The 16806-nt window shown below is 34.7% G+C and carries 10 protein-coding genes; 9 read left to right on the top strand and 1 reads right to left on the bottom strand.

Annotated elements, in window-relative coordinates:
* Window positions 1-369: 369 nt before the first annotated feature.
* The 8 genes from uvrC to EXIGUO8A_RS05880 all read left to right on the top strand — a co-directional run bounded on the left by uvrC (window position 370) and on the right by EXIGUO8A_RS05880 (window position 12856).
* Entirely contained in the window at window positions 370-2163 is a 1794-nt protein-coding gene (gene uvrC / locus EXIGUO8A_RS05915; protein WP_159302383.1) for an excinuclease ABC subunit UvrC, read from the top strand.
* Complete coding sequence (locus EXIGUO8A_RS05910) at window positions 2141-4432, top strand: patatin-like phospholipase family protein (RefSeq protein WP_236564439.1); 2292 nt, start codon at window positions 2141-2143, stop codon at window positions 4430-4432. The genes uvrC and EXIGUO8A_RS05910 overlap by 23 nt, the downstream gene beginning before the upstream one ends.
* Window positions 4433-4792: 360 nt before the next feature.
* Complete coding sequence (locus EXIGUO8A_RS05905; protein WP_116771341.1) at window positions 4793-5572, top strand: DUF3108 domain-containing protein; 780 nt, start codon at window positions 4793-4795, stop codon at window positions 5570-5572.
* 7 nt (window positions 5573-5579) lie between these two features.
* Window positions 5580-6551: a tryptophan 2,3-dioxygenase family protein gene (locus EXIGUO8A_RS05900; protein WP_159302381.1), complete on the top strand. Its 972-nt coding sequence runs from the start codon at window positions 5580-5582 to the stop codon at window positions 6549-6551.
* Window positions 6551-7846, top strand: coding sequence for a M23 family metallopeptidase (locus EXIGUO8A_RS05895; RefSeq protein ID WP_159302379.1), 1296 nt, complete (start codon window positions 6551-6553; stop codon window positions 7844-7846). Before EXIGUO8A_RS05900 ends, EXIGUO8A_RS05895 begins: the two co-directional genes overlap by 1 nt.
* Window positions 7833-9470: a glucose-6-phosphate isomerase gene (pgi, locus tag EXIGUO8A_RS05890; RefSeq protein ID WP_159302377.1), complete on the top strand. Its 1638-nt coding sequence runs from the start codon at window positions 7833-7835 to the stop codon at window positions 9468-9470. The genes EXIGUO8A_RS05895 and pgi overlap by 14 nt, the downstream gene beginning before the upstream one ends.
* Before the next feature lie 171 nt (window positions 9471-9641).
* Window positions 9642-12323, top strand: a complete 2682-nt coding sequence (locus tag EXIGUO8A_RS05885) for a TonB-dependent receptor (protein ID WP_159302376.1) — start codon at window positions 9642-9644, stop codon at window positions 12321-12323.
* Between the two features lie 92 nt (window positions 12324-12415).
* Entirely contained in the window at window positions 12416-12856 is a 441-nt protein-coding gene (locus tag EXIGUO8A_RS05880; RefSeq protein WP_159302375.1) for a hypothetical protein, read from the top strand.
* Between the two features lie 52 nt (window positions 12857-12908).
* On the opposite strand, the gene EXIGUO8A_RS05875 is transcribed toward EXIGUO8A_RS05880, so the two are convergent.
* Window positions 12909-13949, bottom strand: a complete 1041-nt coding sequence (locus EXIGUO8A_RS05875; protein WP_159302374.1) for an endonuclease/exonuclease/phosphatase family protein — start codon at window positions 13947-13949, stop codon at window positions 12909-12911.
* Between the two features lie 107 nt (window positions 13950-14056).
* On the opposite strand from EXIGUO8A_RS05875, the gene EXIGUO8A_RS05870 reads away from it, so the two are divergent.
* Window positions 14057-16798 (top strand): peptidase associated domain and porin domain-containing protein, encoded by a 2742-nt coding sequence (locus EXIGUO8A_RS05870; protein WP_159302373.1) that lies wholly within the window; start codon window positions 14057-14059, stop codon window positions 16796-16798.
* The last annotated feature ends 8 nt before the right edge of the window (window positions 16799-16806 follow it).

Raw genomic sequence — 16806 nt, 5'->3', positions numbered from 1 at the left:
ATCCTAGATTTGTAAATGAGCTAATAATTGTTGTTGTTGAGTTAAAAATAGGTAAAATAATTTATATGATCTCCGTGAAGTGCACATTTTTATCGTTGAAATGCACATTTTTATATTAAAATTAACATTCTGGCGCATATTTCTAAACATTTTAATATATAATTAACTGAAAATCAAATATTTGACTTTTTAATAAATTTTTTGTGTTGTTGTTTTTTTAATTAAAGATTTAAAAAATAGTGTATTCGCAATTATAATGTATGAATTTTATTAAAGTCGCAATAGGTATTTTCAATTGTATAATCTGGATTATTGCCTAAATGTATATTATAAAGTGCGTATTAAAGATTAATTTAGTGGTGTTGAATTATGACGGAAATTCCTTTAAACATACAGTTAAGTGCATTACCTACCGGACCGGGAGTATATCAATTTTATGATAGTAATGACAGTATATTATATGTAGGTAAAGCAAAGAATCTGAAAAAACGTGTTTCTTCCTACTTTAATAAGAATCATGAATACGGTAAAACACGGGTTTTAGTTAAAAAGATCAGGGCTATAAAGCATATTGTAGTGCCCACAGAGTCAGATGCCCTTTTGTTGGAGAATAATTTAATTAAAGAGCTAAGGCCAAGGTATAATGTATTGTTGAAAGATGATAAGTCGTATCCGTGGTTATGTTTAAAAAATGAACGGTTTCCGAGGTTTTTTCCTACTAGAAGGGTAATTAAAGATGGTTCTGAATATTTTGGTCCGTATACGAGCATGAAGACAGTAAGGGTGCTTTTAGATTTAATTAAAAGTGTTTACCCTTTAAGAACATGTAATTATGATTTATCGGCAGAAAAAATTAATGCTGGTAAGTATAAGGTTTGTTTAGAATACCATTTGGGAAATTGTAAGGGTCCTTGCGAAGGGTATCAATCAATTTCTGAATATGACAGGCAAATAGAAGATATACGAGAAATAGTAAAAGGAAATTTTAAATCTTCATTAGCGTATTTCAAAGGTCAAATGAAAGCTTTGGCAGAAGAAATGAAGTTTGAGGAGGCTCAAAAGATCAAGGACAAAATTGATGTTTTAGAAAATTACCAATCCAAATCAACAATAGTAAATCCTAAGATCAGCAATGTTGATGTTTTTAGTATAGTATCTGATAATGCATATGCCTATGTAAATTTTCTACAATTGTCACATGGTTCAATAATACGATCTCATACAATGGAGATCAAGAAAAAATTAGAGGAGCAAGATGAAAATTTGTTAGAATTGGCAATTGTTGAAATAAGAGATCGATTCAAATCAGAATCTAAAGAGCTTTATGTGCCATTTAAGATTGCAGTTTCACCAGGACTTAAAGTTACCGTGCCTAAATTAGGGGATAAAAAACGTATTCTTGATCTTTCTGAACGAAATGCCAAGTTCTTTAGACAAGAAAAATTCAATCAGATTAAGATTATTGATCCAGATCGCCATACGAATAGAATTATGGCGCAAATGAAGAAAGATTTAAGGTTATCTTCCGAGCCAAGGCATATAGAATGTTTTGACAATAGTAATATACAAGGTAGCAATCCTGTAGCTGCATGTGTTGTTTTTAAAGATGGTAAGCCTTCTAAAAAAGAATATAGACATTACAATATAAAGACAGTAACCGGCCCTGATGATTTTGCGTCAATGGAAGAGGTGGTTTTTCGTAGATATAAAAGACTTCAAGAGGAGATGCAACCTTTGCCGCAATTAATTGTCATTGATGGTGGTAAAGGTCAGTTGTCTTCAGCGCTAAAAAGTCTTGACCTTTTAGGTTTAAGGGGTAAGATCGCCATTGTAGGTATTGCAAAAAGACTAGAGGAAATTTATTTTCCAGAAGACCCTATACCTTTATACTTGGACAAGAAGTCTGAGAGTTTAAAAATTATTCAGTATTTAAGGAATGAAGCGCACAGGTTTGGTATCACTTTTCACAGAAATAAAAGAAGTAAGGGGGCGATCAATTCTGAGCTTGAAGGGATAAATGGTGTGGGAGAAAAAACTGCTCAACAATTATTGAAAAAATTTAAATCGGTCAAGCGAATAAAAGAAGCATCGGTAGAAAGTTTAAGTCAAGAAGTTGGTGCATCAAAAGCAAAGAAAATATATGAGTCTTTCCGTCAAAAATAAATTGTTTTCAAGATATGTCTTGGTTGTAGCCTCATTAATGATTGCTACAACACTATTTGCGCAAAGTACAGATGTAAAGAAAGCTCCAAAAATTGGTTTGGTGTTAAGTGGCGGTGGTGCAAAAGGTATGGCGCATATTGGTGCGTTAAAGGTCATTGAAGAGGCAGGTATAGAAATAGATTATATTGGCGGATCTAGTATGGGTGCCATTGTTGGTGCCTTATACGCTTCGGGGTATACGGCCAATGAGCTTGATTCCCTTTTTACGGTTACCAATGTTGGGGCATTAATACAAGATAATCTGCCTAGAAGCGCAAAGACCTTTTATGAAAAAGAAGACTCGGAAAGGTATGCTTTAACATTGCCCTTTAAAAACTTTAAGGTTACAGTGCCCCCTGCATTTTCTGGTGGGCAGAATATTTATAATGAATTTGTTCGGCTTTTATATCACGTTAAGGATGTAGATGATTTTAATAAACTGCCTATTCCGTTTGTGTGTATTGCAACCGATATAGAAACTGGTAAACAAGTGGTTTTAGATTCGGGTTACTTACCAGAGGCAATATTGGCAAGTGGTACTCTGCCTTCGCTTTTTGAACCTACGACTATTAATGATAAGGTGTTGATCGATGGTGGTGTGGTAAATAATTATCCAATAGACGAAGTTAGGGCTATGGGGGCTGATTTGATTATTGGGGTTGATGTACAGCATGGGCTATCTGATCGTGATGCACTATTGTCCGCTACAGAAATTTTACTTCAAATCAACAACTATAGAACAGTTGCCGATATGCAAATTAAATCAGCCAAAACCGATATTTACATTAAGCCACAAATAGAGGAATTCTCGGTAATAGACTTTAATAGATTGGCTGAAATTGTTAAAAAAGGGGAAGATGCGGCTAATTTAAAGTTAGAGGAGTTGAAAAAAATCGGCTCTAAAGACGTTCCTGAAAAAAGAGCCATACCCGTGGTAGGTGCAAAAGAAGAGCTAACGGTCAATAGGTTGCTTATTGAGGGAAATACAGATCATACAAGAGGGTATGTAAAAGGGAAATTAAGGTTTAGCCTAGATGAGCCTATAGATTTTAAAAAACTACAGCAAGGCATCAGTAATCTATCGGCAACGGGCAATTTTAGAACTATAAAGTATAAATTATTAAATAATTTAAATGGAGGCGAAGATCTAATTTTGCCATTAGATGAAACCAGAAACACTTCCTTTTTAAGACTGGGTGCTCATTATGATGATCTATACAAGAGCGGGGCAATTATAAATCTTACCAAAAAAAGAATACTTTCAAAAGATGATGTAGCATCTTTTGATTTTATACTGGGCGATAATATTAGGTATAATTTCGAATATTATGTAGATAAAGGTAGTTACTGGAGCTTTGGAATAAATTCTAGATTCAATGATTTTGAACAAGAAATCGATTTTGATTTAATACAGGGTAATTTTGATGTCGGTAATGGTACCCAATTAAATTCTATAAACTTGAACGTATCAGACTTTACCAATCAACTATATGTTCAAACCGTAGTTAAAGAAGAGTTTTCCTTTACACTTGGCGGGGAGTTTAAGCATTTACAGTTTAGTACTAGAACCTTTGGTGATATTGATGATGATAGTCTGCCCGGTAATACAGATAGTAACGGACGAACCTATTTTGAAAGAAGTAACTACATCAGTGCTTTTGGCGCGCTTAAATTAGATACTTATGATGATAAATATTTTCCATCAAGAGGACTGTATTTTAATGGGGATATGCATTATTATATTTTGTCTTCCGATTATAACAACAATTTTAAGGATTTCTCCATATCCAAAGCTAGAATGGGAATGGCATTGCCATTGGTGAAGAATCTTTCCTTGAATATAGAGGCAGAAGGAGGTTTTAAATTAGGTACTTCTAATGTTACCTCTTTTGATTTTATTTTAGGGGGCTATGGTACTGACCTCATAAATAGTTTGGTGCCGTTTGTAGGTTATGATTTTATAAGTTTGGTAGGTAATAGTTTTGTAAAAGCCTATGCCAGGCTCGATTATGAATTTGCAAAAAAAAATCATGCTTTGTTTACTGCCAATTTTGCAAATGTAGATGATGACCTCTTTAGAACGGGAGAATGGTTTGATGCGCCAGCCTATTCTGGCTATGGTGTAGGGTATGGCTGGGAGTCTTTTCTTGGTCCTGTAAACCTTATGTATTCTTGGACCCCAGAAGAAGGTCGTTCTCAATTTTTTGTGAGTATCGGTTATTGGTTTTAAGTTAAGATTGTTGCTGTTAATGCCGAGCGAAAATCGATTAATTCGACCTTAAATTCTTAAGAGATTCCCAATTATTTATTAGAAGTGTGAATAACTGTTAAGTTTATCGTTAAAGTAAGTTAAACCGTACTTTGGGTAGCGTAAAGTGCCTTAAATTTACACCAGCTAAGGGGTGGTTCCCTTACAACTTTAAGTAGTGGTTTTTCATAATTTAAAGTTTGGTTGGTTATTTAGGAAAAGCCCAGTTTTAAAACTGGGCTTTTTTTATACAACAATACTTTGGAATAAATTTTGTTTAAGATATTGTAACTATAGATATAGAAAATTATCTATTGCTATTTTTACAATAAACTGCGAACTATGAAAAAATTGATTTTACTTGCTCTTATAGGAACCTGTTTTGGCGTGCAAGCTCAAAGTTCTCAATCAGCCTTTAAAACTGGAGAATGGTTAAAGTTTAGAATGCACTATGGGTTTTTAAATGCCAGCTTTGCAACATTGCAAGTAAATTCTGCAACTATAGACGACAAGCCAGTTTACCATGTGGTTGGTCATGGAGAAACAACAGGTGTCGCCAGTTGGTTTTTTAAAGTAGATGACACGTATGAAAGCTATTTTGATAAAGAAGATGGTAAACCATATAGATTTATTCGTAAAATTGATGAAGGTGGTTATACCAAAGATGTAGAAATAAACTTTGATCATAATGCGTCTAAAGCAGAACTTAATGATAAGAAAAACCAGAAAAAGCTTAATTTTACACTAGAGGACAATATACAGGATTTAATATCCGCTTTTTATTTTTTAAGGAACAACTATAAAACGGAAGACCTTGAAATAGGAAAAGCTATTACTCTTAAAATGCTTTATGATGATGATGGTATTTTTAACTTTAAGCTTAAATATTTAGGTAAAGAAGTGTTGAATACTAAATACGGTAAAGTAGAATGCTTAAAATTTAGACCACTGGTTCAATCTGGTCGAGTTTTTAAAGAGCAGGAAAGTTTGTCGTTATGGGTTTCTAATGATGATAATAGAATACCTATTAGAATAAAGGCAGATTTAGCAGTAGGCGCTATCAAAGCAGATTTAGATGGGTATAATGGTCTAAAACATCAGTTTAAAATTATAATGGATTAACCCATAGATGAAAGATAAAGAGAAGATTAAATCCCAAATCTCTAAACTAGAAGAAAAATATAAAGATTCAGGGCAAGATCTTAGCTCTTATTTAGATGGCTTATTGCATCAGCGTTATTTAACGTATTGGGATTATATACATTTAGACACTTTGTTAAGTTTGCAAGTGCCAAGAACTCATTTCCCCGATGAGGAGATTTTTATCATGTATCATCAAATTACCGAGTTGTATTTTAAATTGATTTTGCATGAGCAAAAACAATTGGTAGATGATAAAAGCGGTAATCTTGATTTCTTTGTAGAAAAAATTAGAAGAATAAATAGTTATTATAAGGTATTGATTTCATCATTTAGTGTGATGATAAAGGGTATGGAACGCGAGCAGTTTTTACAGTATCGTATGGCTCTGCTTCCTGCGAGTGGTTTTCAATCGGCTCAGTTTAGAATGATAGAGTTGTATGCAACCCCATTAGAAAATTTAGTTCATGTTTCTGATCGAGAACAGTTTACTTCAGATAATAGCATAGAAGAATTATACGAACATATCTATTGGAAAAAAGGGGCTACCGATCTTTCAACCGGAGAAAAAACCTTAACCTTAAAACAATTTGAGTATAGGTATACACCAAGGCTGATCAGAATTGCAAAACAGGTGAAGAATGCAACAATATATCATAAATACTTAAGTTTACCCAAAGAGCAAAGAGAAGACCCTTCATTGATTGAAGCATTGAAAACTTTAGATATGAACGCCAATATTAATTGGCAATTGATGCACATGGGGTCTGCTCATAGATATTTAAGAAAAGATACTGGAGATATAGATGCTACCGGTGGTACTAATTGGAAAGAATATTTACCGCCAAGTTTTCAGAAAATCGTCTTTTTTCCAGAGTTATATACAGAATTAGAATTAAACAATTGGGGTAAGCAATGGGTAGACCATATGTTGAATCCAGATAAATCAAGAGGAGAGTAATGCAGAAATTTTGGGGCGTAATTTTGGCTTTGACCACAATGATATCGTGTAAAGAAGGTGAAGTACAAAAGAAAGATATCGCACAAGATATCGGTAAAATAGAAAAGCCGGTATTAAATGAAAGGTTTGGTTTTAATTTAGATGAATTTCATGTCAAGTTAGACACCATTAAATATGGCGACAGTTTTGGCGAATTAATGCAGCAGCATAAAGTCGACTATCTTAAGGTAGCCGCTATTTCAGAAAATTTCAGGGATACTTTTGATGTTCGTAAAATTCGTGTAGGGAAACCTTATGTTATTTTACAGTCTAAAGACACCATGGCACAGGCCCAAGTATTCATTTATGAAAATGATCCTATTAATTATACGGTGGTAGATTTGCGAGATACCGTTAAAGTATACAAGGAAAAGAATAAGGTAAAATATGTACAAAGAGAAGTTTCCGGTATAATTGAATCAAGTTTGTCTGAAGCTATCTTACAGCAAGGTGTAGATTATAATGTTACCCATAATTTGGCAAATGTATATGCGTGGACAATTGATTTTTCCAGATTACAAAAAAATGACAAGTTCAAGATCATTTATAATGAGAAATATATTAATGATACGGTATATGCTGGTGCAGAACCAATAGAAGCTGCATACTTTCAGCATAACGGCAAACCCATTTATGCTTTCGCATATGAAAATGACTCGCTAAGAAGTTTGGTAGATTATTTTGATGAAAATGCGAACAACTTAAGAAGAACATTTTTAAGAATGCCCGTTGAGTATGGTAGATTATCTTCTAGATATAACCTTAAACGTAGAATTAAATATTACGGCTACAAAATACGCCCTCATAAAGGAACCGATTACGCCGCGCCAATTGGAACCCCTATTATGGCAACTGCAGATGGTACCGTGGTAGAATCTACTAGAAGAGGCGGTAATGGTAAATATGTAAAAATTAGGCATAACGGTACTTATTCTACACAGTATTTACATATGAAAGCCCAAAAAGTTAAAAAGGGGGAGTTTGTACGCCAAGGAGATGTAATTGGTTGGATCGGTATGACGGGTAATACCGGTGGGCCACATGTGTGTTATCGTTTTTGGAAAAATGGCAGGCAAGTAGATCCGTTAAAAGAAGAGCTTCCACAAGCAGAACCGTTGCACGATTCATTAAAAGAAGAATATTTCGCATACATTTCAACATATAAAGAACAATTAGATTGTATTATTTATCCTAAAGTTTTATTAGAGGACGAAGAGGACTTACTAACACTAAATCAAGAAAATGGCACCAGATAAAATAAATCCACAGCAAACAGATATTTGGAAAAAACTAAACGCACATTATGAAGAGACTAAAGGCACGCATTTAAGGTCTATGTTTTCTTCTGATGCAGATAGAGCAGAGAAATTTACATTGCAGTGGAACGATTTTTTGTTCGATTATTCAAAGAACAGAATTTCTGAAGAAACAATGCAGTTGCTACTGAAGTTGGCAGAAGAAGTTAATTTAAAAGGAGCTATTAAGGATTATTTTGATGGCGAATTAATTAACGAGACCGAAGGCAGGGCAGTATTACATACAGCCTTAAGGGCAAAGAAAGATGATGAGGTATTGGTTGACGGTGTAAATGTTATGCCCGAAGTATTTCAAGTTAAGGAGCATATAAAAGAATTTACCAATGCTGTAATAAGTGGGGAGCTAAAAGGATACACGGGCAAACCATTTACCGATGTGGTAAATATAGGTATTGGAGGTTCAGACCTAGGTCCGGCAATGGTAACCGAAGCTTTAAAGTTTTATAAGAATCATTTATCCGTTCATTTTGTAAGTAATGTAGATGGTGATCATGTTCATGAAGTTTTAAAGACATTAGATCCTGAGACAACTCTGTTCGTGGTAGTTTCTAAAACCTTTACAACTCAAGAAACATTGAGTAATGCTACAACTATTAAAAAGTGGTTTTTAAAGCATGGCACACAAGAAGATATTGCAAAACATTTTGCGGCGGTTTCTACTAACAGTGAAAAAATAGCCGAGTTCGGTATAGATGCTGCAAACGTATTCCCAATGTGGGACTGGGTTGGTGGTAGGTTTTCATTGTGGAGTGCTGTTGGTCTAACAATTGCATTGGCCGTTGGGTATGATAATTTTGATGCGCTGTTAGAAGGTGCTCATGAAACCGATGAGCATTTTAGGGAAAGTGATTTTTCTGAAAATGTACCGGTGGTGATGGCATTACTAAGTGTATGGTATAATAATTTTTATGGTGCTGAGACAGAAGCTATAATACCTTATGCACAGTATTTAAGTAGATTTTCTGCGTATTTACAACAAGGTATCATGGAAAGTAATGGTAAAAGTGTAGATAGAGCAGGAAATACAGTTGGTTATGAAACTGGTACCATTATTTGGGGAGAACCCGGCACAAATTCTCAACACGCCTTTTTTCAATTAATTCACCAAGGCACTAAAATAATACCGACCGATTTTATAGGTTTTAAGTATTCTTTACATGGAGATAAGGATCATCACGATAAATTGATGGCAAATTATTTTGCACAGACCGAGGCTTTAATGAATGGTAAAACAAAAGAAGAAGTTGTTAAAGAGTTAAAGGAAAAGGATATGTCGGAAACGGATATTGACAAGCTTGCTCCGTTTAAAGTCTTTGCTGGCAATAAGCCAACAAATACTATATTGATTGATAAGTTAACGCCGAAAAGCCTAGGTTCATTGATAGCGCTGTATGAGCATAAAATTTTTGTGCAAGGTATTATTTGGAACATCTTTAGTTATGACCAATGGGGTGTAGAGCTAGGAAAACAGTTGGCGGGCACCATTCTTAGTGATATTAAAAATTCAGATATTTCTAATCATGACAGCTCCACATTGCGACTTTTGCAATATTTTAAGAAATAATTTTCAATACGATAAAGATTCTTTTAAAAGGGTAACTATTTCATTTTCAAGTGAATCATGTTAAGTTTTTGGGTACTTTTGAAGTGCTGATTTAACGTTGTCTTAACGTTGAAGGTTTAAAAATAATTGACTTTTGCAGCAAGTTAAAAAACTAACAAATACTTGAAAAAAATGAAAAAAATGTATTTTGCATTAGCGGCATTTTTAATGACCGTAACTGCTTTTTCACAAGGACCAATTACAGGTACTGTATTAGATGGCGATACAAATACTCCATTGCCAGGTGCTACAGTAATGGTAAAAGGTACAACCAATGGAACATCAACGGATTTTGATGGAAATTTTACAATTAACGCAAGCGCCGAGTCTGGAACTTTAGTAGTTTCTTACATCGGTTTTAATTCTAAACAAGTTGCCTTTACTTCTACGGGTAGTATTGGTTCTATCGTATTGGAGCCAAATGCTGAGGAGTTAGAGGGTGTTGTAGTAGTTGGTAGGGGTCTTATTGACCTTGCTAGCGACAGACAAACGCCAATTGCAGTATCATCAATTCCTGTAAAGACGATTCAGGAAAAAATAGGTACTCAAGATATTACAATGACAATGGTTAATACGCCATCTGTTTATGTATCTGGTCAAGCTGGTGGTTACGGTGATTCTAACATTAGAGTTCGTGGTTTTGAGCAAGATAATACAGCCTTCCTTTTAAATGGGCAACCAATTAATGGTATGGAAGACGGTAAAATGTACTGGTCTAACTGGTCTGGATTAAATGATATCTCTAGTGGTGTACAAATTCAACGTGGTTTGGGTTCCTCTAAGTTAGCTATCTCTTCTGTGGGTGGTACAGTTAACTTTGTAACCAAAGCTACAGAAATGAATCAAGGTGGATTTGCATATTCTACCATAGCAAATGACAATTACATTAAGACTACAGCAGGTTATAATACTGGTATTTCTGAAAAAGGTTGGGGATTAAGTGTAATGCTTTCTCACTGGCAAGGTGATGGTTACAACGAAGGTAACTTTGGTGAAGGTCAAACATACTTTATCTCTGCAGGATATAGACCAAATGACCAACACGGTTTTAACTTTTTAATTACTGGGGCTCCACAATTTCATGATCAAAACTTTACAAAACCTATATCTGATTATTTGGAATATGGACTACGTTACAACAATAACTGGGGTACATATAATGGTGAATACAAAACTGAAAGAAGAAACTTCTATCATAAGCCAGTTGCTAACTTAAACTGGGACTGGACAATTAGCGACAAATCTAGCCTTTCTACAGTTGCGTATGCATCATGGGGTAACGGTGGTGGAACCGGTGATCGTGGTAATAGAATAAGAACTGCGGAAGGTCGTATTGATTATGATGCTATTTATGCCCAGAATGCACAAGTTACTGATGGTGCTGGTGAGTATTTTGGTCCAGAGGACAACTACATTACTAGAGCATCTATGAACTTACATAGCTGGTATGGTTTAATTTCAAATTTTGAAACTAAACTTACCGATAACTTATCTTGGAATGTTGGTTTTGATTTAAGAACATATTACGGTAAACACTTTAGAGTAGTTTCTGATTTCCACGGTTTAAATTCTTGGACAGAGCAAATTCGTCTTAGAGATCAAAATAACAACCATGAAACATATGGTGGTTTTGGAACATATAAATTTGTAACAGCAACTGAAAGTTACCGACCTTCTGGTTGGGAAGCAGCGTTTGATTCTTATGACGAAGATCAAAAAATTGCATATAGCAATGATGAGCGCATCTCTTACGGAGGTTTGTTTACGCAGTTAGAATATGCAAACGATAATTTATCAGCTTTCTTTCAAGGTTCTGTTTCTAATCAGTACCACCAAAGATTTGATCATTTCCAGTACGCAGATCAATCATTAATCGATGGTACTTCTTCTCAGGCTACAGGTGAGCCTCTACCAGCTGGAATTACAGATGGTGTTGATTCTGAAAAAGTTGATAATTTTGGTTACAATGCAAAAGCTGGTTTAAGTTACAAAGCATCTGATGCTCATAGCTTTTATGTAAACGCTGGTTACTATAACCGTCAACCATACCATGATAATATTTACTTGAACTTTACAAACCAAGTTAACCCTTTAACTGAGAACGAAAAGATATTAGGATTAGAGGCAGGTTATGGTTTTAAAACTTCAATATTCTCAGCAAATGTTAACTTATACAGAACGTCTTGGAAAGATAGAGTTGTTTCTAGTTCAGATGTTGTTGATGATGTACTTACGTTCACAACTAATTTCGGTACAGAGCAATTGCACTCAGGTGTAGAATTTGATTTCAAAGTAAGACCTGCAACTGGTCTTGCAATAAACGGTTTCCTTTCTGTAGGTGACTGGGTATATCAAGGTGAAGCTACTACACAGGTTACAGATGAAGATCGTAACTTAATTAGTCAAGAAACAGTTGACTATGACGGTGGTAAAGTTGGTGGTGCTGCACAGTTTACAGGTGGTTTAGGTTTTGCTTATAAGATTAACCAAAACTTCGCTATTGACTCTGATTGGAGATACTACGATAATCTTTATTCTGATGTTGGTGCGGTTAAGGAAAATTTAGAATTACCTTCTTATAACTTATTAGATGCAGGTCTTACATTTACAGTTCCTTTAGGAGCTGATAAATTGAAGCAGTTGAAAATTAGAGGTAACATTAATAACCTTTTCGATACTGAGTATTTGTCTACTTTAACTACTGCTAACTTTGCAGAAGCAGGAGAAGAGTTGTATGACGGTATAGCGGTTTCTAACCAAGGTTACTTTGGTTGGGGTAGAACTTGGAACCTTACATTGCGTTACGATTTCTAAGAATCCAATTACATAATTTATTAAACCCTGACTGCTAAGTCAGGGTTTTTTTTGCTCAAAATTCAGTACATTTAAAACCTAAATAACATACTATGTACGAAACTATACACATACTTCATTCTTACCTGGGCTATATAGCATTGGCCGTACTAATATTAGCGGTAGTTAATGCAATCTCGGGGCTCGTTTCAAAAAGAATCTTTGATATGGGTAAAGACTTAAGAGTAAGTCTTTTTGCATTAATTCTTTGTCATATTCAATTATTGGTAGGTTTAATATTATACTTTGTTTCTCCAAGTGGATTAAGCGCAATACAAGAATTTGGTATGGGTGGTTTAACTTCTGCGGCACGTTTGCTTGCGGTTGAGCATCCGTTTATAAATATTTTGGCGATTGCTGCAATAACCATTGGTTGGTCTAGGCACAAGAAGTTTGTAGAAGGAGACAAGAAGTTTAAAAGCATTGCTATTTTCTACGGACTAGGATTATTGCTGATATTAAGTAGAATTCCTTGGGGTCAATGGTTTAATTAAGGTTATTCAAATAATAATATAGGACCAAATTGAATTTCAATTTGGTCTTTTTTTATAGGTTCATTTTTCTAATAAGGTGTAAGTACACCGGAAAATGATCACTATATCCGCCAATATAACTTCCGCCTGCATAAGTCCGTAATGGGTAACCTTTATATTTACCTTTTGGATCCATTAAATAACTAGGGGTGAAAATTCCAGCTTTCCAATATCTGTAACCCTCATTTGGATTATTGATTAAACTAGAGGTCATATAAAGCTGATCAAATAAATTCCATTTATCTCTATAAGCCAAAGAGCCTCTACCTTTTCTAAATAGTTTTTCCATGGGTCCGTAAAGACTGGTTGAATCTAACTTTTTGGTATTCTTTTTAACCTTTAGTATTTTTTTAAAGCTTGGGTCAATGGGGTCGTCATTAAAATCTCCCATACTTATGATTTTTGAATCAACATCTTGTTTTCTCACCGAGTCGATAATGCGTTTGTTCAGCTTGGCAGCTTCTAGTCGAAAAGGTCTACTTCTTGCTTCCCCACCACTTCTAGACGGCCAATGATTGACCATAAAATAGATTTTTTCATTGTCCAATAATCCTTCAACAATGAGCTGGTCTCTTGTATAATCGCGTTTACCTTCCATATTGAACAACAGTAATCTGTGGCTATTAAAGCTAACTGGAACAAAAGCACTTTTTTTGTAGAGTAAAGCAACATCAATACCACGCTCGTCTGGGGAGTCGTAATGGACAATGCCGTAATTGAATTCAGATAAATTTTTATGATGCACCAAATCTTCAAGTACACCTAAATTTTCTACCTCACAAACGCCAATAACATCTGGGGCAGTTCGGTTGTCCTCAGAGCCAATTTCAGAAATAACTTTAGACATTTGATCAACTTTATGCAAATAGCGTTCCTTCGTCCATTGGTCTTTTCCCTCAGGCGTTCTATCGTCATCGTAAATTAATGTGTCATTTTTTGTATCGAAAAGATTCTCTAAGTTGTAAAATGCAATGGTTCTAATTTGATAAGAATTATTGTTCTGAGCAAAAGATAAAAAGGTCAGAAAAAAGAAAACTGATTGTACAAAGCGCATTTTTACAGGTATTTTGTCTTAAATATCCGTGAGTATACGGATTTTTCATGTTAATTATTTCTTAAATAGTATCTTAATGGCTTATTAGTAAGGCGTTAAGCTATAGAATGATTAAGCATACCCTGTTTTTAATATTAGTATTTAAAATATTTTCCGTTCAAGCCCAAGGTAATTTATCAATTAAGGGATTCATAAAGGATAGATTGAAAGTTGAAAGTATTGAAAATGCTCAAGTAACTCTAGAAGGTGAAAACGATGTAGTTAATACCGATGAATTTGGTGGCTTTATATTGAACTTTTCAAGTAGAGGAGAATACATACTTCGTATTTCAGCTTCAGATTTTAGTATTAAACGTGTTCCTGTTTTTCTTGAAGAAAAAAATATTGATTTGGGTGATGTTCTTTTGCAACGTGATATTACCATAGAAAAATCTATAAATCTGGTCACTATTACAGACGACGAGCTGTTAGATGATGAAGTAAACTCAAACGCATTGGCTTTGTTGCAATCCACAAAGGATATATTCTTAAATAGGGCGGCATTTGATTTTGGGCAAGCATTTTTTAGAGTAAGAGGTTATGATTCGCAGTATGGCGAAGTTCACCTAAACGGATTGCCAATGAACAAAATGTATGATGGCAGACCTCAGTGGAATAACTGGGGAGGCTTGAATGATGTTATAAGAAATCAGCAATATACAAACGGATTATCTGCATCAGATTTTACTTTTGGTGGAATTCTTGGTAATACAAATATTGATTTACGCCCAACTGGATTGCGACCCGGTACCAGATTGTCTTCCTCTATATCAAACAGAACATATAGTGGTAGACTTATGGCCACCTATAACTCTGGGCTTAACAATGAAAAATTCGCCTTTATACTTTCTGCCTCAAGAAGATGGGCGAAGCAAGGTTATATTGAAGGTACTTTATATGATTCTTACGCTATCTATGGTTCTGCAGAGTATTTGTTGAATGATAAAAGCACATTGTCTGCCACTGCAATTGTAGCATCTAATAGAAGGGGCCGTTCTTCTGCGATTACTGAGGAAGTTTTCGAAATTCAAGGAAATAGGTATAATCCGTATTGGGGGGTTCAAAATGATAAAATAAGAAACTCGAGAGAACGCCATATTCGTGAACCATTGTTTTTGCTCAACTACCAATACGAATCTAAAAAGCTACAGATTAAAGCTGGGTTGGCGTATCAAACAGGAATCTATAAAAGAAGCCGCTTAGGTTATTTTAATGCTCCCAACCCAGACCCTACATATTATCGTTATTTACCCAGTTTCTATCTGAATTCGCCTATCGGAGCCAATTTTGAAAGTGCCAATCAAGCAGAAGAAGGTTTTTTAGACCATCCGCAATTAGATTGGGAAAATATTTACAAAGCGAATACCAGTGGAGGTCAGAATGGTGAAGCTGCTTATGTCTTTTACGATGATACCACCAAAGACAATCAACTTACCGCCAGGTTAACTTCGAACATAGAAATTAATAGTCATTTGCAGTTAGATTTAGGCGCAACCTATAGAAAACTGAATTCTAAAAATTATGCTCAAATAGAAGATTTACTTGGGGCGGAATATCATAAGGATATTGATGTATTCTCAGAAACTTTAAATGACGTAACATCGGATATAAATAAAATTGAAGGTGACATATTCAATTACAATTATAATTTGAGTGGTAATGATACCGATATGTTTACGCAGCTAAGTGTAGATTATAATAAGGTGAAGTCATTTATATCTGGTAGGTATACTTTGGTCGACTACCAAAGAGAAGGTATGTTTAAGAATGAACGTTTTACAGATAATTCGTTAGGTAAAAGTCAACAAGTTAGTTTCTCTAATTGGGCGGTAAAAACCGGTGCATCATATACAATCACTGGAAGGCATTGGGTTTCGGTTAATGCGGCATATATTAATAAAGCACCTACACTTCAAAATGTATTTATTAATCCTAGAGAGAATAATAATGTGGTACCGAATATTCAAAGTGAAAAAATAACGAGTGTAGATGCAAACTATTATTTGAGGATGCCAAAACTAACGGGAAGATTGACTGGGTTTTTTACTCGTTTTCAAAATTTAACAGATGTCAATTTTTTCTTTGTTGATTCTGGTGTAGGTTCAGATTTTGTACAAGAAGTGTTGACAGATTTAGACAAGTTACATTTAGGCACTGAACTTGGTTTGGAGTATCAGTTATCTAGTGCCGTAAAATTATCGTTAGTGGCTTCTGTGGCCAAGCATATGTATGCTAGTAATCCGTTTGTGACCATAAATTTTGATACAGCTGGCGCTAATGAAGATTTAATCGATATATCTGGTGCTAAATTTTTGGGACAGTCTGCAGTTAAAGATTATAAATTGGCACAAGGTCCGCAAAAAGCAATTGCGGTAGGTATAGAATACAGGGATCCTAAATATTGGTGGGTAAGTGCTTCGGCAAATTATTTAGCAAACAATTATGCTAACATTTCTACGATAACTAGAACTCAGAGTTTTTTAATTGATCCAGAAACGCAATTACCATTTCCTGATGCTACAGATGAAAATGTGGAGAAACTATTGAAGCAAAAACCACTTGATAATTTTTATTTGCTGAATATCGTTGGCGGTAAATCATGGCTTAAAAAGGGAAAATATATAAGTGTGTTTGCAAGTGTCAACAATGTTTTCGATACGTCTTTTAGAACTGGGGGTTACGAGCAAAGTAGAAATGGAAATTATGGTCAATTAAAGCAAGATAATTTAAGTGGTAGTCCCTCTTTTGCTCCAAAATATTGGTACGGATTTGGAAGGTCCTATTTTCTGAATTTTGCATTTAGTTTTTAATACCGCAT

Origin of the sequence: Maribacter litoralis, from assembly GCF_902506355.1 — a bacterium.
Lineage (GTDB): Bacteria > Bacteroidota > Bacteroidia > Flavobacteriales > Flavobacteriaceae > Maribacter > Maribacter litoralis.
The sequence above is the reverse complement of the archived record's forward strand: the minus strand, read 5'-3'. Positions and strand labels throughout refer to the sequence as shown.